The sequence below is a fragment of the uncultured Parasphingorhabdus sp. genome (genome assembly GCF_963677535.2).
Lineage (GTDB): Bacteria > Pseudomonadota > Alphaproteobacteria > Sphingomonadales > Sphingomonadaceae > Parasphingorhabdus.
The window spans coordinates 644159-668400 of sequence record NZ_CAXXUT010000001.1 but is presented as its reverse complement, the minus strand read 5'-3'; the positions used below and the strand labels follow the sequence as shown (position 1 = coordinate 668400).

Annotated in this window: 19 protein-coding genes and 1 riboswitch; of the genes, 5 read left to right on the top strand and 14 right to left on the bottom strand. The window is 57.6% G+C overall.

Annotated features, from left to right (window positions below; translation table 11 throughout):
* The first annotated feature begins 15 nt into the window (after positions 1-15).
* Complete coding sequence (gene lpdA, locus ACHZCJ_RS03205; protein ID WP_321323840.1) at positions 16-1428, top strand: dihydrolipoyl dehydrogenase; 1413 nt, start codon at positions 16-18, stop codon at positions 1426-1428.
* Positions 1429-1644: 216 nt separating this feature from the next.
* Here the strand turns inward: lpdA and ACHZCJ_RS03200 are convergent, their stop codons facing one another.
* The 3 genes from ACHZCJ_RS03200 to ACHZCJ_RS03190 are packed head-to-tail and all read right to left on the bottom strand — an operon-like array spanning position 1645 to position 5078.
* Positions 1645-2568 carry a cobalamin-binding protein gene (locus ACHZCJ_RS03200; RefSeq protein WP_321323838.1) on the bottom strand — a complete coding sequence of 308 codons (924 nt, stop codon included), beginning with the start codon at positions 2566-2568 and terminating at the stop codon, positions 1645-1647.
* Entirely contained in the window at positions 2565-3113 is a 549-nt protein-coding gene (locus ACHZCJ_RS03195; RefSeq protein ID WP_159642501.1) for a hypothetical protein, read from the bottom strand. The genes ACHZCJ_RS03200 and ACHZCJ_RS03195 overlap by 4 nt, the downstream gene beginning before the upstream one ends.
* A 27-nt stretch (positions 3114-3140) precedes the next feature.
* Positions 3141-5078 (bottom strand): TonB-dependent receptor domain-containing protein, encoded by a 1938-nt coding sequence (locus ACHZCJ_RS03190; RefSeq protein ID WP_321323836.1) that lies wholly within the window; start codon positions 5076-5078, stop codon positions 3141-3143.
* Positions 5079-5158: 80 nt separating this feature from the next.
* A riboswitch (cobalamin riboswitch) is annotated at positions 5159-5369 on the bottom strand.
* A gap of 205 nt (positions 5370-5574) precedes the next feature.
* Here ACHZCJ_RS03190 and ACHZCJ_RS03185 point away from each other — a divergent pair.
* The 4 genes from ACHZCJ_RS03185 (at position 5575) to ACHZCJ_RS03170 (ending at position 10813) form a co-directional block, all read left to right on the top strand.
* On the top strand, positions 5575-5922 hold the full coding sequence (locus tag ACHZCJ_RS03185; protein ID WP_159642505.1) for a hypothetical protein: 348 nt from the start codon (positions 5575-5577) through the stop codon (positions 5920-5922).
* 357 nt (positions 5923-6279) lie between these two features.
* A complete protein-coding gene (locus ACHZCJ_RS03180) occupies positions 6280-6600 on the top strand; it encodes a DUF6481 family protein (protein ID WP_321323831.1) in 321 nt (106 codons plus the stop codon).
* Between the two features lie 403 nt (positions 6601-7003).
* Complete coding sequence (locus tag ACHZCJ_RS03175; protein ID WP_321323829.1) at positions 7004-9040, top strand: 3-hydroxyacyl-CoA dehydrogenase NAD-binding domain-containing protein; 2037 nt, start codon at positions 7004-7006, stop codon at positions 9038-9040.
* Positions 9041-9070: 30 nt separating this feature from the next.
* Positions 9071-10813: a class I adenylate-forming enzyme family protein gene (locus tag ACHZCJ_RS03170; RefSeq protein WP_394700020.1), complete on the top strand. Its 1743-nt coding sequence runs from the start codon at positions 9071-9073 to the stop codon at positions 10811-10813.
* A 3-nt stretch (positions 10814-10816) separates the two neighbouring features.
* Here ACHZCJ_RS03170 and ACHZCJ_RS03165 read toward each other — a convergent pair whose 3' ends face one another.
* The 11 genes from ACHZCJ_RS03165 to ACHZCJ_RS03115 all read right to left on the bottom strand — a co-directional run bounded on the left by ACHZCJ_RS03165 (position 10817) and on the right by ACHZCJ_RS03115 (position 24042).
* Positions 10817-11746, bottom strand: a complete 930-nt coding sequence (locus tag ACHZCJ_RS03165) for an acyl-CoA thioesterase II (RefSeq protein WP_321323827.1) — start codon at positions 11744-11746, stop codon at positions 10817-10819.
* A gap of 48 nt (positions 11747-11794) precedes the next feature.
* Positions 11795-12967 (bottom strand): thiolase family protein, encoded by a 1173-nt coding sequence (locus ACHZCJ_RS03160; RefSeq protein ID WP_321323825.1) that lies wholly within the window; start codon positions 12965-12967, stop codon positions 11795-11797.
* 224 nt (positions 12968-13191) lie between these two features.
* Entirely contained in the window at positions 13192-14601 is a 1410-nt protein-coding gene (locus ACHZCJ_RS03155; protein ID WP_321323823.1) for an efflux transporter outer membrane subunit, read from the bottom strand.
* Positions 14598-17822, bottom strand: a complete 3225-nt coding sequence (locus ACHZCJ_RS03150; RefSeq protein ID WP_321323821.1) for a multidrug efflux RND transporter permease subunit — start codon at positions 17820-17822, stop codon at positions 14598-14600. The genes ACHZCJ_RS03155 and ACHZCJ_RS03150 overlap by 4 nt, the downstream gene beginning before the upstream one ends.
* Positions 17823-17866: 44 nt before the next feature.
* Positions 17867-19066, bottom strand: coding sequence for an efflux RND transporter periplasmic adaptor subunit (locus ACHZCJ_RS03145; protein WP_321323819.1), 1200 nt, complete (start codon positions 19064-19066; stop codon positions 17867-17869).
* 175 nt (positions 19067-19241) lie between these two features.
* Entirely contained in the window at positions 19242-19922 is a 681-nt protein-coding gene (locus tag ACHZCJ_RS03140; protein ID WP_321323817.1) for a hypothetical protein, read from the bottom strand.
* Entirely contained in the window at positions 19922-20152 is a 231-nt protein-coding gene (locus tag ACHZCJ_RS03135; RefSeq protein ID WP_159642521.1) for a biotin/lipoyl-containing protein, read from the bottom strand. Before ACHZCJ_RS03135 ends, ACHZCJ_RS03140 begins: the two co-directional genes overlap by 1 nt.
* A complete protein-coding gene (locus ACHZCJ_RS03130) occupies positions 20149-21198 on the bottom strand; it encodes an alpha-ketoacid dehydrogenase subunit beta (protein WP_321323814.1) in 1050 nt (349 codons plus the stop codon). Before ACHZCJ_RS03130 ends, ACHZCJ_RS03135 begins: the two co-directional genes overlap by 4 nt.
* Positions 21185-22168, bottom strand: coding sequence for a thiamine pyrophosphate-dependent dehydrogenase E1 component subunit alpha (locus ACHZCJ_RS03125; RefSeq protein ID WP_321323812.1), 984 nt, complete (start codon positions 22166-22168; stop codon positions 21185-21187). Before ACHZCJ_RS03125 ends, ACHZCJ_RS03130 begins: the two co-directional genes overlap by 14 nt.
* Positions 22165-22950 (bottom strand): glucose 1-dehydrogenase, encoded by a 786-nt coding sequence (locus ACHZCJ_RS03120; RefSeq protein WP_321323810.1) that lies wholly within the window; start codon positions 22948-22950, stop codon positions 22165-22167. Before ACHZCJ_RS03120 ends, ACHZCJ_RS03125 begins: the two co-directional genes overlap by 4 nt.
* Positions 22951-23064: 114 nt before the next feature.
* Positions 23065-24042, bottom strand: a complete 978-nt coding sequence (locus ACHZCJ_RS03115) for a helix-turn-helix domain-containing protein (protein WP_394700019.1) — start codon at positions 24040-24042, stop codon at positions 23065-23067.
* Positions 24043-24242: the final 200 nt, after the last annotated feature.

The following is a 24242-nucleotide window of genomic DNA, read 5'->3' as shown; positions in this document are numbered from 1 at the left end:
TCGAAAAGGAATATTATGGCAAACGGATATGATCTCATCGTTCTCGGTTCCGGCCCCGGTGGCTATGTCGCCGCAATCCGCGCTTCGCAACTGGGCCTGAAAACCGCGATTGTGGAACGCGAAAATCTGGGCGGCATCTGTCTCAACTGGGGCTGTATCCCGACCAAGGCTTTGCTGCGTTCGGCGGAAGTGTTTCACAATATGAAACACGCCGCCGACTATGGTTTGGCTGCCGAAAAGATCAGCGCCGATCTCGATGCCATCGTCAAGCGCTCCCGCGGCGTCGCCAAGCAACTCAATCAGGGCGTCACCGGCCTGATGAAGAAGAACAAGATTGATGTCGTCATGGGCGATGGCACGATCACCGCCCCCGGCAAGATGACCGTGAAAACGGACAAGGGCGAGGAAGAGCTTGAGGCCAAGAATATCATCATCGCCACCGGCGCGCGCGCCCGTGACCTGCCTTTTGCCAAGGCGGACGGCAAACGTATCTGGACCTATCGCCACGCGATGACCCCGACCGAAACACCGACCAAGTTGCTGGTCATCGGCTCCGGTGCGATCGGCATTGAATTTGCCAGCTTCTACAACGATATCGGCGTTGATGTTACGGTTGTGGAGATGCTCGACCGGATCGTGCCGGTGGAAGACGAGGAAATCTCGAAATTCCTTGAAAAGTCGCTGAAAAAGCAGGGCATGACGATCATGACCGGTGCTGGCGTGAAGAGCATCGAAACCGGTGACAAGGGCGTCAAGGCCGAGATCGAGGACAGCAAGGGCAAGAAGGATGTCCACGATTTCAGCCATGTCATCGTCGCGGTCGGCATCCAGCCCAATATCGAGACCATCGGTCTGGACGAACTGGGTGTCCAGCCGGACGAACGCTATCATATCAAAACCGACGAATATTGCCGGACCAATATCGAAGGCATTTACGCCATCGGCGATTGCACTGCCGGTCCCTGGCTGGCGCACAAGGCGAGCCATGAAGGCGTCATCGCGGCGGAAGCCATCGCCCAGTCCATGGGCAAGGAAGGTCATCCACACGCGATGGACGTCAACAATATCCCCGGCTGCACCTATTGCCACCCGCAGATAGCGAGCGTCGGCCTGACCGAAGCCAAGGCCAAGGAAGCGGGCCATGACGTCAAGGTCGGCAAATTTCCCTTCATCGGCAATGGCAAGGCGATTGCGCTGGGCGAGACCGAAGGCTTTATCAAGACGGTATTTGACGCCAAGACCGGCGAATTGCTCGGTGCCCATATGATTGGCGCGGAAGTGACCGAACTGATCCAAGGCTATACTATCGGCAAGACGCTGGAAACAACCGAGGCGGAGCTGGCCAACACGGTCTTCCCGCATCCGACGCTGAGCGAAATGATGCACGAAAGCGTGCTGGACGCTTACGGGCGCGTCCTGCATATGTAACGGTGCTCCTGCTCAGGCAGGAGGCCGCTTTCCGTCCTTTTCTCCGGAGAGGATAAGGACGGGAAACAAGCTCGTCGTCGCCGCCGGTGCAGAGTGAACGCGCAAGGGTTGCTGATTCACGCTAAGGGGGTGAATCGGCCGCAAATGTACGGCTGTCATTTTACCGGGGCCATTGCAGCAAAAGATTGGATCACGATCGGTGCGCTGCCCCGGTCATCATTCGCTGGTCCAGCGGATCCAACCTTTCGACAGGTCGCCATTATCGCCGGACTCGGCATATAATATATCGGCGATGATCTGGGCAGACTCGACCAGGCGGGGGCCCGGCCGATTGAAGAAATGATGGCCGTCGGCGAGGAAAACTTCGCCATTTTTGACCGCCGTCAATTTTGCCCAATGCGGGTGCTTCACCATGGTCGGCATTTCCGCCAGCGTCTGGTCGATCTGGTAGCCGCAGGGCATGAAAATGATCTTGTCGGGGTCGGATTCGAGCAGGTCGTCCCACTCGAGCCACGGTGAGTGTTGGCCCGCTTCGGCGAACAGGGATTGTCCGCCGGCGATCTCGATCAGTTCGGGAACCCAGTTCCCGGCCACCATCAGCGGTTCGATCCATTCGATCGCGGCGACGCTCGGCTGTTGCTTTCTGCCCTCACCCAGCTTGCGCAGGCGCTCCTGCAGACCGGCTATCACCTGCTCGGCCTCGCCGGTCCGTCCGACCGCTTCGCCCACACTGCGAAAATCCCGCCATACGTCGTCGAGATTGTCGGGAGCGAGCGAGATGAGCTGTGGTTTCTGGCCGATCCAGCTTGCCAGCGCTTCTTCCAGATCATCGGGGGTGACCGCACAGACCGCGCATTGCGACTGGGTCAGGATGACATCCGGTTTCAACGACTGCAGCAATGGCGTATCGACTTCGTAAACCGATAGACCCTGGCGCACGATTTCCTGGACTCGTTTGTCGATCTCGTCCGATTGCAGGCCCTTTTCCAATTTGGTCGAGGTGCAGATCGGCAGGTCGCCGACGAAAGCGGGAAAATCGCATTCGTGCGACCGTCCGACGATATTGGGTTCAAGACCCAGTGCCACGGCAATTTCCGTGGCACTGGGCAACAGGGATACGACACGCAGGTCGCTGCTCATGCGGAACGTGCTGCCAGCTGTGGTGCGTAGAAGCGGGGGAGGGCACGGGTCAGCACCGTGCGCACAGCCAGCAGGCCGGCGAACCATATCATGTCATTTCTGGCAATCAGCCAGACGATATCCGCAGCAAAATTTGCGATGCCACCGAGATAGAGTGCAGCAACGTAAAGCAGGGCTTCATAGGTCGTGAACGCTGCGACAAAGGCGATGCCCAGGCTGGCGATTCCGCTGTCCTTGCGCCATTTCAGGACGTGATGGGCGACCATCAGGCCGGCCATGCTGGCTACCAGCAGGCTGCCACCGTGGGCAAAGCTGTTCATGGTGCGGGGATAGTCGAGAATCAGATAGCCCACCAACTGGTTGGAGAGCCAGACCCCGGCCATCCATGTCATCGCCTTGCGCAACGGCATGGTCGCGGCCAGCAATACACCGATTGCGGTGAACGGCATGATACAGGCAAATATCCAGCTTCCGAGCACGGAAGCGCCTGCAACGGTTGCGGCCCAGATATTCTCGGCCTTTCCGGACATAGTTTGCGTCGTCATAACATGTTTCCCTCTATTTTCCTGAATTCAAAACTGACCGCGAATGCCGGCGTAGACAGACCTACCGGGCGAAACGAAACTGAACACCTGCTCATAACGCTCATTGAACAGGTTTTCAACGCGGCCAAACAGCTCGATGTTGCTGGCCAGCTTCACCCGGCCGTTCAAATTGATCAACAGATAATCATCAAGCCGGACATCCACCGGCACATAGCTCGGATCGGTAAAGGCCACATCCTGCTGTGATCCGTTGTAGCGCGCCACCAATGTCACCCCGGCCTTGTCGTCCGGCAAGTGCCAGTCAATGGCAATGCTGCCGATATGTTTCGGCCGCCGGACTTCCTGCACGCCGTTTTCGCGTGCGCGCAGATAGGTGTAGCTGCCGTTGATCCGCCAGCTGTCATCCAGATCGATTTCCAGCCAGCTTTCCACGCCATTGCGTTTGGAAAGGCTGTCCCGATTGGCCGGCGTCGCAGCAAAGGTGGGCGGCAGATAGGTTGTATAGATTTCGTCTTCCAGCTGGCTTTCGAAATAAGTCAGTCCGACCTTGCCCCGACCGTCAAGGAAATTCTGCGTGACGCCGAGTTCCCATCCTTCCGACTTTTCCGGGTTCAGGTCCGGATTGCCTATATATATGCCGTCAAAATAGCCGAACAGTTCAAAAAATCCGGGGTTTTTGACGCCGGTGCCATAAGCCGCCTGCAGCCGTGTACCTGTGGGCAGCAGATAGGCGCCTTGCACGCGATAGGTGGTGACATTGGCGAAGCGTTCGTTGTCATCATATCTGATTGCTGCGCTGAACGATGCGCGACCACCGGCCTCCAGTTCATAGAGGCCAACAAGACCGAGATTCTCGTTACTCCGTTCACCGGTAAAGGCGAAGCCGGACGGATCATCGTTCCGGTAGGTTTCCCGCTCGAGGTCGGCGGCAAAAGTCACCCGGTGCTCGATCGCCCCACCGGTGAATTTCGCGGTGGTTTCATAGCTCCCCTTGAGGCGTTTGCCGATGCTGCCAGAGTTTTGCGAACCACCGGAATAGCCGCGTCGCTCGCTATTGGCGAATTGGGCCGACGCCCGATGGGTCCAGCGACCGTCCAGCAGATCCAGCTCGGCTTTAACCAGGCCATAGAGGCCGTCATTTTCGAACCCTTTGCCCGGACTGTCGATAATTTGCCCGAAATTTGCACTTGTTGGATCGCTCTCGGTCCCGTTGAAATCTCCGCTATTTTCCGAATAGCGGGTGACGATGCCGAAACGAAGATTGTCGGCCGCCTGCAGATTGCCGACAAATCCGAAGGCTGCGCTGTCGCTGCCTAGGTCACGGGTCCCGCCGCGGGCATTGGGCTGGCCATCGGTGCTAACCATCGACGCGGTAACCACATAGTCGAATGCGCCGCTCTTCCCGCCGAACCGGGCCGCGCTGTTGAAGCTGTTGAACGAGCCTGCCTCGATCCGGGCGGAAAGGCCGGGCGCGGCTTCGCCGCTGAGGGTCCGGTAATGCACCACACCGCCAATGGCATCCGATCCATAAAGCGCGCTTTGCTGGCCTCGCAAAATCTCGATCTGGGCTGAATCATCGGCGATCAGGGTTCCGACATCAAACTCGCCGAAAAAGGGGTCAGACACCTCGATCCCGTCGATCAGGAACAGCGTGTGATTTCCTTCGGCACCGCGCAAACGCAACTGGGTCTGGCCGGCGACGACGCTGACCGCGACTCCGGGCACGTCGCGCAGCACTTCTGAGACCTCGCGCACCTGGCGGTTGATGATCTGGCTGCTGTCGATAACGGTCAGAGAGCCTGCATGGATATCCGGCGCGATGGCTTCGCCGGAGCGCGTTCCGGTGACGACGATCAGATCATCGCGATCGTCCGCAGCGGTGCTGTCCTGCGCGAAAGCGGCAGACCCGGATAATAGAGCGGCGCTGCCCAGAAGCTGAGCAGTCAATAGTGTGAATTTAGGCATTGTAATATTCCCTTATGTTAACGACCAATATTGCCGTTACGCAGGGAAAAGCCCCGTTCACCCGACACACCCCGTCCGGCTGAAGAACGACGATATAGGGCAGGTCTCCTGACTTGCGGATCGCTGTCGATATGCCGCCTTCCCAGATCCGCAGATCCAGTGGCATATGGCATATCGGCTAGCCGCTTACAGTTGCGGGGGCAGTACCGGATTTGAAGGGGCCAGAGCCAGCTTCTCACCGATTTCCCTTTAAATTCTCGATTAAGAGAAACCCGATATCTGGCGCCCCATTCGTCGAAAACGATTCGAGTTGCAAGCCCAAATTTCAATCGGATTGGGACGAGGGGCCTATCCATTTTCACCATCGTGTGTGCGTCGGCAACAGCATTGAGGCTGATTCCGGAAGGTAAAATTTAACAGGGTGAGGGTGGAATCTGCTTCGCTCCTGAATTCCAGTTATGCTATAGGATGAGGCCTCACTTTAGGAATGATAGTCATGATTGCATTTTTGAGTATTGCCTTGTTCAGCACCGTTTCAGCCGCAACAATTGCCGATGCGGAAACCGCGCGGGTTGCCTATTCCAACTGTCTCGTCGACTTCACAACAGCGCAGCTGGATGAGAAGACTGGCACCGGCGCGTTTAAAAAGGCCGCAAAGACAGCTTGTACCGCTGAGCGCGATGCGATGATCTCCGCCATCACAAAAGATGAGATAACTTACGGCAGTTCGGACGAGGAAGCGGCCCAGTTTGCCAAGGAAGAAGCCGACGGCGTTCTATATGCCTTTACCGACAGCTATGCCGGTTATGCGAGTTCCAGTACGCGCCCCGTCAAGCAGGACTGAAACCGGACCGGCGGCATTGTCAGTGTCCGCGCTGGAGCGCGGGGCAGGGGATGGATAGTGGCCGGGGCCGTGTCAGATATTTTGACGATTCCAGTCACCGCTGATCAGTCGCGAATTTTGCCTGCGCGCATCGTTTCGGGCGCTGTTCGCAGGTGATTTTACCCGCCCTGATCGGCGCCCTTTCCTGGAACCAGATCGAAAAGCGTTCATGCCCCGGCACCGTCGCGACCTAATATAATCGCGTGCGGACGCTAAAACATTGCCCGATAGCACCAATGGCTGTACGGGCTGCACCTCTGTGCGGGAATTTATCGGTGTGCACGGGCCAATCGCACGATCGAGGACATATAAACTCAAATGCCGCCATTCACACCACCGACCTTTCAGGAACGCACGCAGATGGCAGCCAAAGCCAAACAGGCTGCCCTCAAGAAGCTGAAAGAAAAACCGCCGCTGAGCGAAGAGGTCATTGCGGAACGCAAGGCCGCGCAACTTGCGCGCGAGGAAAAGCAGGCGGCGGCGAGCGAAGCAAAGCGCGCGGCCTTTGAACAGGCGAAAGCGGAGCGCAAGGCGGCAAAGGAAAAAGCCAAGCCGAAGCTTGCCTTGGGACTGACGGAAGCGGAAAAAAAGGCCGCTCGCGATGAGCGCTATGCCAAGCGGAAAAAACGCCGGAAATAAATCTCGGGCGCCAGGTTCGACAGACTTTTCGGACCGGATCGCCAGCCCGTTCGGCTTGACTGAAGAACATAACGCGGGACCGGTTGGGCTGCCGGCTATGTGCTCGGCTGCCTCTATACACCCTCTCGGGTCTCCCGGATCAGCCCTATTCGGTTCAACGACGACGTTGAATTATCGACTTGTGGCCGTGTGTACGGACCCTACACAAGGATCAATCCGGTGGGCCCGACCGGCGGGCGATGGATATTGATCGGTGCGCATAAGTCTGACCCCTGATTTACCGAAGTTGGCGGCCGAACGGTTCACCGGGCGGACTGTCCGTCTGTTCTCGCGTTGGCCATCCCAATTGACACGGCGCACCGCATCTGTTCTGCATCCAACTATAAATATAGAGGAGAGAAGAATGTCTGTCGTGACAACGCAAAAGCATGACAATGTCCTAGTCATCGTGTCGGACAACCCTCCAGTTAACGCGCTGGGATCGGTCGTTCGCCAAGGATTGTGCGACGGTATCGATCAAGCCTTGTCCGATGACGAAGTCGAGGCTGTGGTTATCCGCTGCGACGGACGGACTTTTTTTGCCGGCGCCGACATTTCAGAATTTGGCAAACCGATGAAGGGGCCCGATCTGGGGCAGGCGATTGACCGGCTTGAAGCGAGCAGCAAGCCGGTGGTCGCGGCGATCCACGGCACCGCTTTGGGCGGGGGCTGTGAAGTGGCTCTCGCCTGTCATTACCGGGTGGCGGTTCCTTCGGCAAAAATGGGGCTGCCGGAGGTGAAATTGGGCCTGATTCCAGGTGCGGCCGGGACCCAGCGCCTGCCGCGAGTTGTTGGGGCCGAAGCGGCCTTGCCACTGGTGGTTATTGGCAATCCGATTTCGGCGCAAAAGGCGCACGCTATCGGTTTGGTTGACAAGCTGGTTGGCGAAGACAGCTTGGCCGATGACGCCATTGCCTTCGCCCGCGAACAGATTGGCAAGGAGCCGCCACGCTCTTCCGAAGGCACGGCCAATCAGGATGGCGTGAGAAACCCCGCTATCTTTGATGAGTTCCGGCAGAAAAACGGTCGCAAAATTCGCGGATTTGACGCGCCGGAAGCCGCTATTCAGGCGGTGAAGGCTGCCGGGGAACATTCCTATGTCGAAGGCGTCGCCAAGGAGCGCGAGCTTTTCACCAAGCTGATGACCGGGACCCAGTCGGCAGCCATGCGGCACTATTTCTTTGCCGAACGCGCCGCCAATAAGATTGACGGTATCGACCCCAATATCGATCTTATCCCGATCATGAAGGTCGGCATTCTGGGGGCCGGGACCATGGGCGGTGGTATTGCCATGAATTTTCTGTCCGCGGGCATCCCGGTGACTATTGTCGAACTGAAAGAAGAATCGCTCGACCGCGGCGTTGGCGTGATCCGCAAAAATTACGAGAATACGGCCAAGCGCGGTCGTATGACCCAGCAGCAAGTCGAAGATGCCATGAGCATTTTGACGCCCAGCCTGTCTTATGATGATCTGGCTGACTGCGATCTGGTGATCGAAGCGGTGTTCGAAAATATGGATGTTAAAAAAGACGTATTCACCAAGCTCGACGGCATTGTGAAACAGGGCGCAATACTGGCCAGCAACACCAGCTATCTGAATATTGACGAAATTGCTGCGGTCACGAAGCGACCGGAATATGTGCTCGGCCTGCACTTTTTCTCGCCCGCCAATGTGATGAAATTGCTCGAAATCGTGCGCGGCGAGAAAACGGCCGACAATGTGCTGATGACGGCAATGAAACTGTCTAAGAAGATTGGCAAGGTTGCTGCGGTTTCCGGCGTCTGTCCCGGATTTATCGGCAACCGGATGCTCAGCCCCCGCCAGGAGCAGGCCAATGCAATGATCATGGAAGGGGCCAATTACTGGGACGTCGACGATGTCTTGCTCGATTTCGGTTTTCCGATGGGCCCGTTCCAGATGTCTGATCTGGCCGGTGTCGATATCGGCTGGCATCGCGATCCGGATCGCATCGAAACCTTGCGGGATGCCTTATGCGCAACCGGTCGCTGGGGCCAGAAGGTCGGCAAGGGATTTTACGATTATGATGAGGCGAGGCAACGCACGCCCTCTGATGAAGTCAGGAAGATCATCGCCGAATTCGCCGCCAAGGCCGGCAAGGAACAGCGTGAAATTTCGAAAGACGAGATCCGGGAGCGACTGCTCTATCCGATGGTCAATGAAGGCGCGAAAATCCTCGAAGAAGGCATGGCGCAGCGGGCGAGCGATATCGATGTCGTCTGGATCAACGGCTATGGCTGGCCGCTATATACCGGAGGACCGATGTTCTGGGCCGATACGATCGGGCTCGGCGAAATCGTGGCCGGTCTGGAAAAACACGGATTGCCGGTCGCAAAACTGCTGAAGGAAAAAGCCGATGCAGGAGGCACGTTCAACGGATAGGCCCACGCTTATCGATCAGGAGAGAAAAATTTGTCAGTTGAAGCACGATATCCGCTGGAAAAGTGGACACCGCCCGCTGGATGGCCCGTACGATCGCGCAAGGATGTGGAAGCCATATTGTGCGCACCCGGTCAACCGTTTGAAATGGAGATGGTAGATATAGACGGGGTGCCGACCCGCGTCTGGAAAAATGCCCATCCCACGCTGGCCGCCCTGGCGGACCATGCCCGCAGCCATGGTGACAGCGAATTTCTGATCTATGCAGATGAGCGCGTAACCTATGAGGCCTGGTATCGCGCCGTTGCCGCTCTGGCGTCGGAGCTTCACAATATCGGCGTGTCCAAGGGCGACCGGGTTTCTCTGGCAATGCGGAATTTGCCCGAATGGCCGGTGATCTTCTTTGCCGCAGCGTCGATTGGCGCAATTGTTGTCCCGCTAAACGCGTGGTGGACCGATCAGGAACTGGTTTTCGGACTGACCAATTCGCAGACCAGCGTGCTGCTTTGCGACGCCGAGCGATGGGACCGGATCGCGCCGCATATGGCGGACTTGCCCGATCTGAAACATATCATCGTGGCACGCGGACAGGCCGCTTTGGCAAGCCCGGCGCGCGCGCTGGAAGATATTATCGGTCGACCCAATGCCTACGCCGATCTACCGGATCAGAAGCTGCCGACGGTTGATATTGCGCCCGATGATCCGGCGACAATTTTCTACACCAGTGGCACGACCGGACAGCCCAAAGGCGCGCTGGGTTCGCACCGCAACCTCACCACCAATGCCGTCTCGGTCGGCTATTCCGGCGCGGCGGCAGCCTTGCGACGCGGCGACCAACTTCCCGAGCTGACGGTGCGCGTCGGTCTGACCGTGGTTCCGATGTTCCATTGCACTGCCTGTTCGGCGATCATGATGCCGACCGTTCACGGCGGCCATAAAATGGTCTTTCTGCACAAATGGGATACCGTCCGGGCGATGGAAATCATCGAGAAGGAAAAGGTCAATTCAACCGGAGGGGTCCCGTTCATCGCGTGGCAGCTTATCGAACATCCGGATCGCGACCAATATGATCTGAGCTCCATCGATTCCATCGCCTATGGCGGCGCGCCCTCGGCGCCTGAGCTTGCCCGGAAGATTTACGAAGTGTTTGGCGCGCTGCCCGGCAATGGCTGGGGCATGACCGAAACCATGGCGACGGTGACGACGCATACGGCCGAGGATTATCTCAATCGTCCGACCAGTTGCGGCCCGCCAGTGGCCGTCGCCGACCTGAAAATCATGAGCGATGACGGCAATCAGGAAATGCCGGTCGGCGAAGTCGGCGAACTCTGGGCCCGAGGCCCGATGGTGGTCAAAGGCTATTGGAACCGTCCGGAAGCAACCGCGGAAACCTTCGTCAATGGCTGGGTGCGCACCGGCGATCTGGCGCGACTGGACGATGAAGGATTCTGCCATATTGTCGACCGCGCAAAAGACATGATCATTCGGGGCGGCGAAAATATCTATTCGTCCGAGGTGGAAAATATTCTCTATGATCATCCGGCGGTCATGGATGCCGCCCTCGTCGGTATCGACCACAAGACACTGGGCGAAGAACCGGCGGCTATCGTGCAGCTGGCTCCGGGAAAGACCGCCAGCGAGACGGAAATTCAGCAATGGGTCCGGGAAAGGCTGGCCGCATTCAACGTGCCGGTAAAAGTGCTCTTCCGGACCGAAAGCCTGCCGCGCAACGCCAACGGAAAAATCCTGAAGAAGGACCTGAAGGCGCTGTTCTGAGGCTCAAACGTTCGGCGGCGTCAGGCGCATAAGGCCTTCCTGAACAGCCGAAGCAATCAGCGTGCCGTCTTGCCGGTATAGAGAGCCGCGGTTGAGGCCGCGCGTATTGCCGGTCCAGTCGCTGTCCATGACGTAGCAAACCCACTGGTCCATTCTGAAATCGTCATGGAACCACATGGCATGATCAAGGCTGGTCGAGAATAGTCCGGGCGTCGTCCAGTGCAGGCCATGCGGTATCATGGATGTCGACAGCAGTCCCATGTCAGAGGCGAAGGCCAGGGTTGCCTTGTGGATCAGCGGGTCATCGGGAAGGGGAGCGATCGTCCTGAACCATTGATATTGATGTGCGTGGCTTGTTTTGCCTTCGGGTTCAAAGCTGCGGATTTCAAAGGGTCTTGGCATACTCATCCGCTCGATATGATCGTCCGAAACCACAGGGTTCCGGGCAATTTGCTCCATCGCGGTCATACAGTCCGCCGGCGGCAAGACATCGGGCATATCTACCTGATGATGTAGCCCTTCCGCCGGTTTCTGGAAGGAAGCGGTCAGATTGAATATCACTTTGTCATTTTGACGGACAACAACCCGGCGATTGGAAATGCTGCGTCCGTCAAAGTCGCGGTGCACACGAAAATGCAGCGGCTTGGTTTCGTCGCCGGCCCGCAGGAAATAGGAGTGGAGCGAATGGATATTTTTCTCGTCATCGACCGTCCGGTCTGCCGCGACAATCGCCTGGGCAATCACCTGGCCACCGAAAATCCGCTCACGCGTGGTGGAACTCAAAGCCGGATAAATGAATTCGTCATTCCCGTCCGCAGTGAGCGTGAAAGTGCGGAGCAATCCGGCGATCAGCTCATCTGCCGGTACCGAATTGCGATGGGCCTCAGCGGTGGCTAGCCGCCGCGCGACTTGTTCGTCTGTTAATTTATGCAAAGCTGTTACTATTCCTTGTAATCAATCATGGTCCGACGGTCTTTTAGCTCAGGGATATATTTCGAAAAGTCCGGCGCCGCCTTGTCCACCGCCGATGCACATGGTGACAACACCCCATTTGGCACCCCGCCTGCGGCCTTCCTGCAACAGATGACCGGCACAGCGCGCGCCGGTCATGCCGAAGGGATGGCCGATCGATATAGAGCCGCCGTTGACGTTGTACTTTTCCGGATCAATACCCAGCCGGTCGCGGCTGTACAGGCACTGGCTGGCGAACGCCTCGTTGAGTTCCCAGATATCGATGTCGTTCACCGTCAGGCCCTGGCGCTCCAACAGTTTGGGAACCGCAAATACCGGGCCAATGCCCATTTCATCCGGTTCGCACCCGGCGACCGCCCAGGAGACAAAGCGCCCGAGCGGTTTCAACCCGCGACGCTCCGCTTCCTTCGCTTCCATCAGCACGAGAGCGGCCGCTCCGTCGGACAGCTGGCTGGCATTCCCCGCGGTAATATATTTGTCTTCGCCCATGATCGGTTTGAGACTGGCAAGACCTTCCAACGTGGTGGTCGGGCGGTTGCACTCGTCCCGGTCGACCGTGTAGTCAACGACGGTTTCTTCCTTGCTCTCCTTGTCGACCCGCTTCATTTTAGTCTGCATCGGGACGATCTCATCATCAAAAAGACCGGCTTCCTGGGCTTTCGCTATGCGCTGCTGCGATTGCAGGGAATATTCGTCCTGATATTCGCGGCTGATATTATAGCGCTCTGCGACGATATCGGCGGTTTCGATCATCGGCATGAAAATCGCGGGAGCGATCGTCAGGATTTTCTCGTCGATAGTGCCTTCCGGCGCGCGCGGGCCCTGCATCGAAATGCTTTCGACGCCGCCTGCAACCACGCAATCGGCGCCGTCGCCGCGGATATGGTTTGCGGCAATGGCAATCGCCTGCATACCGGACGAGCAAAAGCGGTTGATCGTCGCGCCTGCGGTTGTTTTGGGAAGGCCGGCCAGAAGCGCCGCGTTGCGTCCGATATTGGGTGCCCCGTGCGCGACATTGCCAAATATGCAGTCATCGACATAATCCGCTTCAACACCCGATTTGGCCACTGCATGTTTGATAGCATGGGCCGCCATGGTCATTGGAGGCGTGATATTGAAACCGCCACGAGCGGCTTTGGCTAGACCCGTTCGAGCATAGGATACGACGACTGCTTCACGCATGATGGATTCTCCTGATGATTTGCCGCGATTGTTTGTTCTGGAACATGGCGGTCTGTTGCGATCGGGATTTATACGAGGCGCGTTGAAAATGTCCACCGCGCTACAGTATAGAATCCTTCAGCAGGTCGTTCCAGATGCATCATCGGCTGTGCAGGGTGACCCTTTGGTTCGATACCGCGCCGACCGGGTAACAAGCGCCCTGAAAGGGCAGGCTGACGAGCTTATCAGGGCTTTATGCCGCCACCAAGCGCGATGAACAGCGATACATGATTTTGGTCATTTGTGCGGATCAACTCCAGCAGGCTCTGCCGGGCGCTGAACAGGTTTCTCTCGGCGTCGAGAACTTCCAGATAGTTAACCACGCCCTCGCGATAGCGCAAACGGGCAATTCGCGCCGTCTCTTCCTGGGCCGCAACCGTGCGTTTTGCCGTGACCACCTGCTCGCCGAGCCAGCGGCGCCCAGCGAGGGCATCCGATACTTCGCGGAAGGCCGTCTGGACGGTCTTTTCATAATTGGCGACCGCTTCTGTTTCGAGCGCGCGGGCCAGGCCGAGGTCGGCCTCTCGGGCACCCCAGTCGAATATCGGCAAGCTGATTGATGGTCCAAAACTCCAGGCAAGATTATCCCCATCGAAAAGATTGTCTAAGCTGTCCGACGTCAGGCCGCCGGAACCGGTCAGGGAAATGCTCGGGAAAAATGCAGCACGCGCCGCACCGACATTGGCGCGGGCGCTGCTGAGGTTTTGCTCGGCCGCAACGATGTCGGGACGGGCAAGCAACAGGTCGGAGGGAAGGCCAGCATCGAGGGGGCCTGCAAATTCCTGTTGCTCGAGAGGGAGGGCAGTGTCCAGATCGTCCGGAAGCTGGCTGCCGACCAGTACCGCCAGCTGGTTACGGGATTGCGCCTGCGACAGGCGTTGCGCACCCAGTGTCTGTTGCGCTTGCGTCAGCAAAACTTCGGCCTGCCGGTAATCCAGCGCCGATGTGATCCCGGCATCCAGTCGCAATTTGGCGATCCGCAACCCTTCGGTCCGGCTTTGCAGCGTCGCTTCGGCGTAGGCAATCTGCTCTCTCGTTTCGATAAGTTCGAGATAAGTCGAGGCAACATCGCCGATCAGCGACAGATAGAAAGCGCGTTGCGCCGAGATCGTGGCCAGATAGCTGGCACGCGCGGCATCACTCAAATTGCGAACGCGGCCCCAGAAATCCAGCTCGAAAGAAGTAACGGCAACACCAATATTATAGCTGTCAAATGTAATCGCGCTGCTGCCATCCGTATCCACTGGTGTGCGTGTCCGGGTGGCGCTGCCGCTGGCATCAAACCGCGGCAGGCGTGCACTGTCCTGGATTCGATATTGCGCGCGCGCCTGTTCGATGCGCGCTGTCGCTGCAACAAGATCACGGTTGTTTTCGATCGCCGCAGCGAGCAGCTGCTTGAGCTGCGGGTCATTGAAATATTCGCTCCAGCCCAATTGCGAGGCAATCACGAGGCCGTCGGGGCGGTATTCGCTGGCAAAGGCTTGCGCTGTCGGCAGATCGGGGCGCCGGTCTTCGGGCGCCAGATTGACGCAAGCGCCGAGCATGCTGGTCGAAACAAAAACGGCTGCCAGAGTGAGGCGGGGCGTGCCGGTCATGCTTTGTCTCCCTCTGCCTGTTCTTCTTCGAGCGAGCCGGCAGCCATTGGCGCCTTTCGGCTCAGATTTTGCCGTACCAGCATATACAGCAAAGGAATGATGAAAATGCCGATGGCGGTTGCGCTGATCATCCCGCCCATCACACCGGTGCCCACCGCTATGCGGCTGTTCGCCCCGGCACCCGTGGCAATGGCAAGCGGGACCATAGCGAGAATGAAGGCTAATGACGTCATGATGATCGGTCGCAGCCGCAGGCGGGCAGCGCTTTTGACGGCATCGACGATCGATTTTCCCTCGGCCTCTTCTTCAATTGCAAATTCGACGATCAGAATGGCGTTTTTCGCTGCCAGACCGATGATGGTGATCAGGCCGACATTGAAATATATATCAGCCGACAATCCCCGCATCATGGAAAATAGCACCGCGCCCAGCATGCCGATGGGGATGATCAAGAGCACCGCAAAGGGTACGGCCCAGCTTTCGTAAAGAGCGGAGAGCAACAGGAAGACCACCAGAACCGAGAGACCAAGCAACAATCCGATCTGACCGGCTGACTGCTTTTCTTCATAGCTGATGCCGGTCCATTCAAATCCGATTCCATCAGGCATTTGCGTCATGGCCTCTTCTACCGCTGCAAGCGCATCGCCGGATGACACGCCCGCTGCAGCAGATCCGGAAACGGTCATCGCGGGATAGCCGTTGTAGCGCGCAAGGCTGGGCGCGCCGGCCGTCCATTTCGCGGTCGCAAAAGTCGAAAATGGCACCAGTTCGCCTAAATCATTGGGGACCTGCAAGGCCATTACGTCTTCCGGCGTCATGCGATATTGTGCGTCGGCCTGCACGTAGACTTCCAGCGAGCGACCGTCGAGAATGAACTCATTGGCAAATGCGGATCCGAAATTGATCGACAATGTGGTGTTAACATCACTGATCGACAGGCCGAGCGAGCGCGCCAAGACACGGTCGATGTCGACTTTGAGCTGCGGAGCGGCCTGCTGGTCTTCCGCACGGACACCCGTGACAATGTCGCCTTGAGCCAATATGCCGAGTAACTGGTCCCGCGCTTCGGTCAGCTTCTCACGGCCCAAGCCCGCACGGTCCTGGATTTTCACGCTGAAGCCGCTGGCATTGCCCAATGACTGGATGGCAGGAGGTTGTATCACGAATATGATAGCATCTTCATTCTGCGCGAACTGGCCCATGGCTTCTTCAAACAGCGCATCCGCCTTGCTTTCGTCCGCCGAGCGTTCGTTCCAGTCGATCAGCGGAGAGAACATCATCGCGTTGTTCTGCCCTTGGCCATAGAAACTAAAGCCGCGCACCACGACCAGATTGGCAACCTCCTCCTTGTTCATCCAATGCTCGGAAACCGGTTCCACGGCTTCTTCAGTCCGTTCCAAGGTGGCACCTGAAGGCGATTGAATAACGGTAATCAGATATCCCTGATCCTCGGTGGGCAGGAATGCGGTCGGCAGGCGCAGGAACAAGAAGCCACTGACCAGGCATAATAGCAGAAATATGGCGAGACCGCGCATCGGCCGCCCCAGCATGGAGTCGGTCGCACGACCATAGCGTTCTGTAAGCTTGGCAAACCAGAGATTGAACCGGTTAAGCCAGTCGGAGACGAAAGCCAGAAGCTTCGCCCATATCCCTGTCGCGCCGGTGGCGGAAGACTCGCCGATTTCTTCCCGGTCAACTTGACCTTCTGATCCGCTCGCTCTGATCGGCTTCAGCAGGCTCGCGCACAAGGCCGGCGTCAGTGTCAATGCCATCAGCGCGGAGAATAATATGGATACCGCGAGCGTTACGGAAAACTGACGGTAGATGCCGCCGGTCGATCCGGGGAAGAAAGCCATCGGCAAGAACACGGCGACCAGTACCAATGTGATACCGATGACCGCGCCGGTGATCTGGTCCATTGCCTTGCGCGATGCCTCAACAGGGCCGAGCCCCTCTTCGCGCATGATACGCTCGACATTTTCAATTACGATAATCGCGTCATCGACCAATATGCCGATCGCCAGCACCATGCCGAACAGGGTGAGAACGTTGATCGAAAATCCAAACACCCACAATCCCAGGCACGCGCCGGCTAGTGCAATCGGCACAACCAATGTCGGAATGAGCGTGGCGCGCCAGCTTTGCAGGAACAGAAACATCACGAGGAAGACCAGAATCATCGCCTCGATCAGCGTGGTAACGACTTCCTCTATCGAGATATTGATGAATGGAGTGGTGTCGTAGGGAATCGCCCATTCGACATCGGCAGGAAGGCTGTCGCCTATCGCCTGCATCCGTTCTTCCACTCCTTCGGCAACCGAAAGGGCGTTTGCGCCGGTGCCCAGCTGGATCGCCATCCCGGCCATCGGCTGGCCGTTCAGTGTCGTCGATGTCGAATAGCTTTGCGCTCCGATTTCCACCCGCGCCACGTCGCCCAGCGTGACTGTGCCGCCGCTCGTTTCTGCGCGCAGGATGATCTCTTCGAACTGTTTCGTGGTGGTGAACCGGCTTTGCGTCGTGATAGTGGCGTTGATCTGTGTGTCCTGCAGCACGGGAAGTGCTCCAATCGAACCGCCTGCGGTCTGGTTATTCTGTTCCTGGATGGCCGCCAGTACCGTCGACGGCGTCAGGCCGAACGAGGCCAGCCGTTCCGGATCCAGCCAGATCCGCATGGCATATTCGGACCCCAGCAGAGTCACGTCACCCACGCCGTTCACCCGTCGTAATTCGTCGACAATCTGGGTCGACGCAATATTGCCAAGATCGGTTGAATCCAGAGTTCCGCTTTTCGAAGTTAGTGCGACAATCTGCAGAAATCCGCTTGTGGCTTGCCGCACCTGTATACCCTGAGCGGTAACATCGCTTGGCAGGCGGGCCTCGATTGTGCTCAGGCTGTTTTGTACATCGGTTTGCGCGATATCGATATCGGTACCCGCTTCAAACGTCAGCGTGATCGTTCCGGTGCCGTTGCTCTCGCTCGACGACGACATATAGAGGAAGCCATCAATGCCGTTCAGTTGCTGCTCGATCAGCTGGATGACATTCTGCTCCAGCGTCGCGGCGTCTGCACCGGGATAGGATACAGAAATGCTCAGTGATGGCGGTGCGACTTCGGGATATTGTTCGATCGGCAATTGACGCAGGGCGATGAACCCCGACAACAGGATGCCCAGCGCGATGACCCATGCAAATATGGGACGGTCAATGAAATATCTCGGCACGGCTCAATCCGACTTGTGCGCGACGGGAAATTGGTTGTTCACGCTCATTGTGCCGCCTCCGTTTTCGGTTTTGCGGCGGGTGAGGCTTCCGGAGTCTTCGGCGTCGCTTTGGTGCCGGAGCCATTCGACTTTACTTCGGGTTTTTTAGGCGTGACAGGGATGCCGGACTGTATTTTCTGCAGGTTGCTGGTGATGACCTTGTCGCCCGCTTTCAGACCAGACTCGATGATCCACATCGATCCGGTCATCGCGCCGAGTTCGACGGCTCGTTCCGCTGCCTTCCCCTCGTCGTCGATAACCATGACGACGCCACCCGTCTCGCTCACGGTTACTGCTTTCTGCGGAATTATAAAGCCGCCTTTCCTCGTCCCCACGAATATGCGCGCGCGCACGAACTCACCTGGCAGCAAAAGACCGGTAGGATTGGCAAATTCAGCGCGCAGGTTGACCGTGCCGGTCGTTTCGTTGACGGAAAAATCAAGAAAGTCGATCTCCCCGGGTATCGGATATTCTGTGCCGTCCTCGAAAACCAACTGGACTTCGGATCTATCGTTCTCGTCCAGTATAATGGTACCGTCAGCAATGCCTCGCCTGACGTCCATAATGCGCGAAGATGATTGCGCGAACGTGACATATACGCGACCAGCTTGTTCAATCTGGGTCAGCAACGTGGCTTCGGAAGCGCTGACCAGGGCGCCTTCCGTCACTTCGGCGCTGCGCGAGCGACCGGCGATAGGCGCACGGACAGTGGTGTAGCCGAGTTGCAAATTGGCCGCATCAAGCTCGGCCTTGATCTGTGCAACGCTGGCCTGGGCTTCGCGGGACGCAGCGACCGCGGCATCATATTCCTGACGGCTGATAGCCTGCTCCTCGACCAGTGAGCGATAACGATCCACCACGGCCTTCGCATTGGCGGCTGTGGCCATTTCCCGTTGGAGGCTTGCCCGCACTTGGGCTGTGCTGGCACGCAGTTCCGACGGATCGATGGCGAACAGGGGCTGTCCCGCCCGCACATGGCTACCCTCTTCATATAGGCGCCGCTGCACAATGCCGGTCACCCGAGCCCGGACATCGGCGACACGTATCGCCTCGACCCGTCCCGGCAGTTCCACGATATTGGGTATCTCGGATTCGCTGACAGTATATATTTCGACCGGTACGGGTTGCTGAACAGGAGCTTCCGGTTCACCGGAACAAGCCGTGAGACCGAGAAGCAAAAGCCCAGCCAGCGTTTTTTTCATCATGTCGATTGTCCTGTTGGTCGAGGGGGAGCGCCAATAAGTTGATCGGGGGAAATAGGAAGAAAAGACCGCAATCGCAACACTCTTTGTGCGCTGCAGCATAAATCTTTGATTTTCAGAATCAATTTTATGCCTTTTTTTTCCCTGGGCATCGGGGGTGCCGCCAGCCTTGTTCCTGTCAGAAACCCGCCAGTTCGATCAAGGTGGTGTGGCTTGATGGCACATATATGTGGTCCAGGCCCATATTTTGCTCGAATGTGCTGATCAGGGAGATGTCCCGGTCTGGCGAGCCGTATACTGCTATGGATGCGTGGCAGAGATAGACGGTCTGCTGTTTCCGGCGGACGATGCGCGATGCGGTTCCCGCGATTTTTCTGCCATTCAGGCAGAGATTATATGTGCCGTCGCAATAGGCGCCCTTGATAGCCCCGATCGAAGGTTCGATACCCAGTTTTTGCAAGCCGTCTCGCAACATGAGGAGCAAGGCGTCATAGCTGGTTTCGGGCTGCACGGTGTCGGCGCCTGCCGCTTTGGCGAGCGAGATGTTCAAAATTCCCGGGCGATGGATAACGGTCGATCCCCCTGAAGAGCGGACATAAACGGGCCAGCCTGATTGAACGCTCGCGGCGACAGCTTCTGCAAAAGCGGCCCGTCTGGCGATGCGGCGGGTTGTTACCAGACAATTATGGTTCTCCCAGATCCTGATGCATGAAGCTCCGGGCGGAAAGGCCGCAACTTTCTCGATAAGTGCATCGTCGCGGTCGATCGCCTGCTGTCCCGAACAGATTTCAATTTCCGTCTCCGGCGAAATCGCGCGGGCCAGATGACGGACAAGGGCCCGCTCCGTTGTAGCCGCCATTATCGGATCGAGCCAAGCACCTGTCCAGGGGCCACGATTGCATCCTCCTCAACCGCTATGGAAAGCGTACCGCTGGCCGGAGCGGGGATTTCGAAGCTGGTTTTCTCCACCATGATTTCGGCGACCGTCACTCCTTCCTGCACGGTTTCGCCATCACCGTACAGCCAAGTGGCGAGGGCGGCGTCCTGATCCGCTTCCCACTGCCCATGGGGAACCAATATATCAGTCATGTTTTCTCTCCCATCATGGCGATAACCCTGCTCTCGATCTTTCCGGCATCGGGCAGAAGAAAATGTTCCATCACCGGGGTGAATGGGATCGGAATGTCGGGGTGGGCCATCCGTTGCGGTGGACATTTTAGCGGCGCGGGAAGCGCTTCGCAGACCGTCGCAATGATTTCAGATCCGATCCCGAAACTCAGATAATCGTCATCGACCACCAGCAGCCGGCCGGTTTTGGCAACCGAGGCAAGGATTGTTTTCCGGTCAAGCGGCGCGATCGTGCGCAAATCCAGAATTTCTGCGTCGATGCCGGTGCCATCGAGTTTTTTCGCGGCGGCGAGTGCCTGGTGTACAGTGGCCCCGAGTCCGACAATGGTGATATCGCTTCCTTCGCGAACGACTGAGGCCTTGCCGATCGGCACGCAATATTCGCGCTCCGGTGTATCATTGATCGAACCGGCTACGGTGCCGAGCCATCCCATGCCTTGCAACGCCTTGTGAAACATGAAAATGACCGGATTGTCGTCGCGGATGGCCGAGAGCATCAAGCCCTTGGCATCATGCGCATTGGACGGGATCACCACCTTCATGCCGGGAAGATGGCCGAATGTGGCGTAGAGGCACTGGCTGTGCTGGCCAGCATCGCCATAGCCGCCGCCAACCGAGGTCATCAGCACCATCGGACAGGAGACTTTGCCGCCGGAAAAATAACTTTGCTTGGCGGCCAGATTGTAGATCGCGTCCATGCAGACGCCGAAAAAGTCGACGAACATCAACTCAACCACCGGACGCATCCCCGAAGCGGCCATACCAACGGCCGCGCCAATGAAAGCGGTTTCGGAAATCGGCGTGTCTCGGACGCGATCTTTACCGAATTTTTCGAATAGTCCGGTTGTGGTGCCGAACACGCCGCCCATCTTGCCGATATCCTCGCCCATCACCAGTACGGTGCGATCGCGTTCCATCTCCTGGCCGATTGCCTCGCTCATCGCCTTGGCGATGGTCAGCCGGCGTTCGGAAGCCGGTTTCTCTACAGTTGCATCAGGCAAAGACATGGTCAAAGGCCTCCTTCGGTTCGGGATACTCATTGCCACGGGCAAACGAAAAGGCCTGGTCGACGCGTTCGCGGGCTTCGCGTTCAGCGCGATCAAGTTCCATTTCGTCAAATCCTTCCGTGACCAATCGGGCCCGATAGGCTGGGATCGGATCGCGCTCCTGCAATCGCTTGACCTCGTCCTTGGGTCGATAGCCTTCCGGATCGCCCATGAAATGACCTTCCAGCCGGCTCGTTTCTATCTCGATCAGGCTGGGCCCCGAGCCGGACCTCGCCCGGTCGATCGCGATACCCGCGGCTTCATAGACGCCGTCCGGATCATTGTTTCTGACATGATGGCCCGGCATGGCATAGCCCGCCGCACGTTCGACATTGCTGGCAACTGCGGTGCAGGCGGTTTTGGGAACGGAAATGCCATAGCTATTGTCCTCGATGACGAAGACCACCGGCGCTTGCCATACCGAGGCCAAATTCAGACTTTCGTGAAAAGCGCCCTGATTGGCAGCGCCTTCTCCCAAAAAGGCAACCGCAACGGCATCGCTACCCTGCATCTTCGCCGCCATCGCTGCGCCGACTGCCGGGCCCATCCCTTGGGCGATAATTCCAGAGCAGGAAAAATTCACCGCTGGATCGAATAAATGCATATGACCGCCACGTCCGCCGGCCAACCCGTCCTTCTTGCCGAAAATCTCTGCCGCCATGGCGTTTAGATCGACGCCCTTGGCGATTGCGATATGGTGAGGCCGGTGGGTGGCTGTGACGGTGTCGTCAGCGCGCAAATGTGCGCATACGCCGACGGCGCAGGGCTCTTGGCCATCCGAGAGATGCATCTCGCCGGGCAGCGGGCCTTTCGCCATATTGAAGACGGGCGTCTTGCCTTCAAAATAGGCCGGTTTGATCATATCCTCGAAATGGCGGCTCTTGACCATCTGCGCATACATCCAGAGGCGCTTGCTGTGGTTGCTGCTCATCGGGCAACCCACCCGCCGTCGATCACCAGCTCGATTCCGGTGACAAAGCGGGACTCGTCAGAACCGAGATATATCGCGCCCATGGCAATATCCTCCGGCAGGCCAACCGTGTTCAACGGGCATAGCGCTGCGACCGCGCTCCACGGATCATCGGCGGGTACCGAGCCGTTTTCAACCCATCCGTCCACCGCCATTTCGAGCATCGGCGTGCGGATGCAGCCAGGATGGATGGAATTGCACCGGATCGCATCACCATGCGCCGCCCATTCGATCGCCAGGCTTTTCGACATGTGCCGTACAGCGCCTTTGGATGTGTTGTAGGCCAGTTGGTCGGGATAGCCGACCAGGCCCGCAATCGAGGAAATATTGATTACCGAGGCAGGGGAACCCGGCTTTCCGGATTCGCGGAGCAACGCCTCGAACGTCTTGCAGCCCAGAAAAAGACCATCGACATTGACCGCCATGACCTTGCGCCACTCTGCCAGACTATGGTCCTGCATCGGCTTGACCAGCTCCAGACCGGCATTGTTGACCAGGATATCAAGCCGCCCGAATTGCTCTTCGACATGATCTTGCAATGCCTGCCAATCCTCTTGCGATGATACATCCAGATGAACAGCATTGGCTCCAATTTGTTTGGCGAGCGACTGGGCACCATCGTCATTGACGTCGCCGATGATGATTTGCGCGCCTTCCTTCGCCATGGCTTCTGCGATCCCGGCTCCAATGCCTTGCGCTGCCCCGGTTATACACGCGACCTTGTTTTGCAGTCGTGCTGCCATAATCCCATCCTCTTTATTTTCTGTGTTTCGGAAATAGGAGAGGGCGCGCCGTTCCGCTTGTGTCAGCGTGGCTACAAAGTTGATTCTGGGCGAACTGCGTGCGAAGCGATTGCTTCAGTCGTGCGGATCAATGCTCTTGCATGACTGCTTGAACTGTCGTGGCGATTGTCCGAACTCCTTCTTGAACGCATGACTGAAGTGGGAAGCGTCAGCGAAACCGCGCCGCATGGCAATCTGGGTGACAGACAATCTGTTTTTTGCCGGGTCAGCAAGATCTGCCTTGGCGGCATGCAGCCGTCGCTTGCGGATCCAGCTGCCTGCGCTTTCGTCCGATTCCTCGAACAAACGGTGCAGATAGCGTGGACTAAATTTGAAAGCTGCTGCCACCGTTGCCGGTGAAAGGTTCGGCTCGCCGAGATTGGCTATTATATATTCCTGCACCCGGTTGAGGACCGCCTGGCGAAAGACGGTGCTCGAGCGGTTGGTGCTTTCCGGCTTGAAGGCGGCCGCTACCAGTTCGACGGTGGCCCGCAACACGGCCGGCCGGTCTTCCGGTTCCACCAGTTCGATGGCCTGGTGGATCTGCACCAGATGGGAATGCAGGATCGAGCCGAGTCCCTTGTTGCCATCGACGCTAAGGCCGCACATGTCCTCGATTCCGGGGATCATGATCTTGGCATTGTCGCGCGGGATCAATATTGAATATTGGGTCAGCCTGCTGGTGTTCTGGAATTTGGCGGGACGGGTGCTGTCCCAGATCGCGATCTTGCCATTGGACACGACGGTTTCATTGGCGCCTTGCTCGAGAAGACATTCGCCCTGCGTGAAAAACAGCAGACAGAAATAGGCGTCATTGCTTTTCTTGACATCGTCCATCGACCGGAATCCGGTGACCGGGTCGGCGACAATATGGGTGAGCATATAGTCATTGACCGCACGCCGTCGTACTTCGGCTATATATTGGTCTTCCCGTGCCGATTTCAGATCCCAGTGAAAATGGGTGCGGTCCAGCACTTCCTGAAAGCCGGGCAATTGCCGCGTCGGAGGCAGGCTGGTCGATTGCCAGCTCTCTTCCTCAATTATTTTCATCATCCCTCTCCTGGGACGATGCTACGACGGCTTGGCGCCGTTCGCAAGCCGGTGTGCTTTTCTGGCGCACATTGCCAAGTTTGGTGTCTCTCTGGAACAATTTCGGACAAATCGGTTCACAGGAATACAAAAATGACGCCGTTCCCAAGCAAGAAACGTCGAAGCTATGCGGGCTAATACCCTGCCAATCGGAAAGCCGCACA

What these genes read in the sequence shown, in the direction of transcription:
- ACHZCJ_RS03175 (WP_321323829.1), top strand. Translation starts at nt 7,004, where the DNA reads ATGTCTGTCGTGACAACGCAAAAGCATGACAATGTCCTAGTCATCGTG.
- lpdA (WP_321323840.1), top strand. Translation starts at nt 16, where the DNA reads ATGGCAAACGGATATGATCTCATCGTTCTCGGTTCCGGCCCCGGTGGC.
- ACHZCJ_RS03140 (WP_321323817.1), bottom strand. Translation starts at nt 19,922, where the DNA reads ATGGCGGCTACAACGGAGCGGGCCCTTGTCCGTCATCTGGCCCGCGCG.
- ACHZCJ_RS03190 (WP_321323836.1), bottom strand. Translation starts at nt 5,078, where the DNA reads ATGCCTAAATTCACACTATTGACTGCTCAGCTTCTGGGCAGCGCCGCT.
- ACHZCJ_RS03125 (WP_321323812.1), bottom strand. Translation starts at nt 22,168, where the DNA reads ATGAGCAGCAACCACAGCAAGCGCCTCTGGATGTATGCGCAGATGGTC.
- ACHZCJ_RS03195 (WP_159642501.1), bottom strand. Translation starts at nt 3,113, where the DNA reads ATGACGACGCAAACTATGTCCGGAAAGGCCGAGAATATCTGGGCCGCA.
- ACHZCJ_RS03160 (WP_321323825.1), bottom strand. Translation starts at nt 12,967, where the DNA reads ATGCGTGAAGCAGTCGTCGTATCCTATGCTCGAACGGGTCTAGCCAAA.
- ACHZCJ_RS03115 (WP_394700019.1), bottom strand. Translation starts at nt 24,042, where the DNA reads ATGATGAAAATAATTGAGGAAGAGAGCTGGCAATCGACCAGCCTGCCT.
- ACHZCJ_RS03200 (WP_321323838.1), bottom strand. Translation starts at nt 2,568, where the DNA reads ATGAGCAGCGACCTGCGTGTCGTATCCCTGTTGCCCAGTGCCACGGAA.
- ACHZCJ_RS03185 (WP_159642505.1), top strand. Translation starts at nt 5,575, where the DNA reads ATGATTGCATTTTTGAGTATTGCCTTGTTCAGCACCGTTTCAGCCGCA.
- ACHZCJ_RS03155 (WP_321323823.1), bottom strand. Translation starts at nt 14,601, where the DNA reads ATGACCGGCACGCCCCGCCTCACTCTGGCAGCCGTTTTTGTTTCGACC.
- ACHZCJ_RS03135 (WP_159642521.1), bottom strand. Translation starts at nt 20,152, where the DNA reads ATGACTGATATATTGGTTCCCCATGGGCAGTGGGAAGCGGATCAGGAC.
- ACHZCJ_RS03130 (WP_321323814.1), bottom strand. Translation starts at nt 21,198, where the DNA reads ATGTCTTTGCCTGATGCAACTGTAGAGAAACCGGCTTCCGAACGCCGG.
- ACHZCJ_RS03145 (WP_321323819.1), bottom strand. Translation starts at nt 19,066, where the DNA reads ATGATGAAAAAAACGCTGGCTGGGCTTTTGCTTCTCGGTCTCACGGCT.
- ACHZCJ_RS03180 (WP_321323831.1), top strand. Translation starts at nt 6,280, where the DNA reads ATGCCGCCATTCACACCACCGACCTTTCAGGAACGCACGCAGATGGCA.
- ACHZCJ_RS03120 (WP_321323810.1), bottom strand. Translation starts at nt 22,950, where the DNA reads ATGGCAGCACGACTGCAAAACAAGGTCGCGTGTATAACCGGGGCAGCG.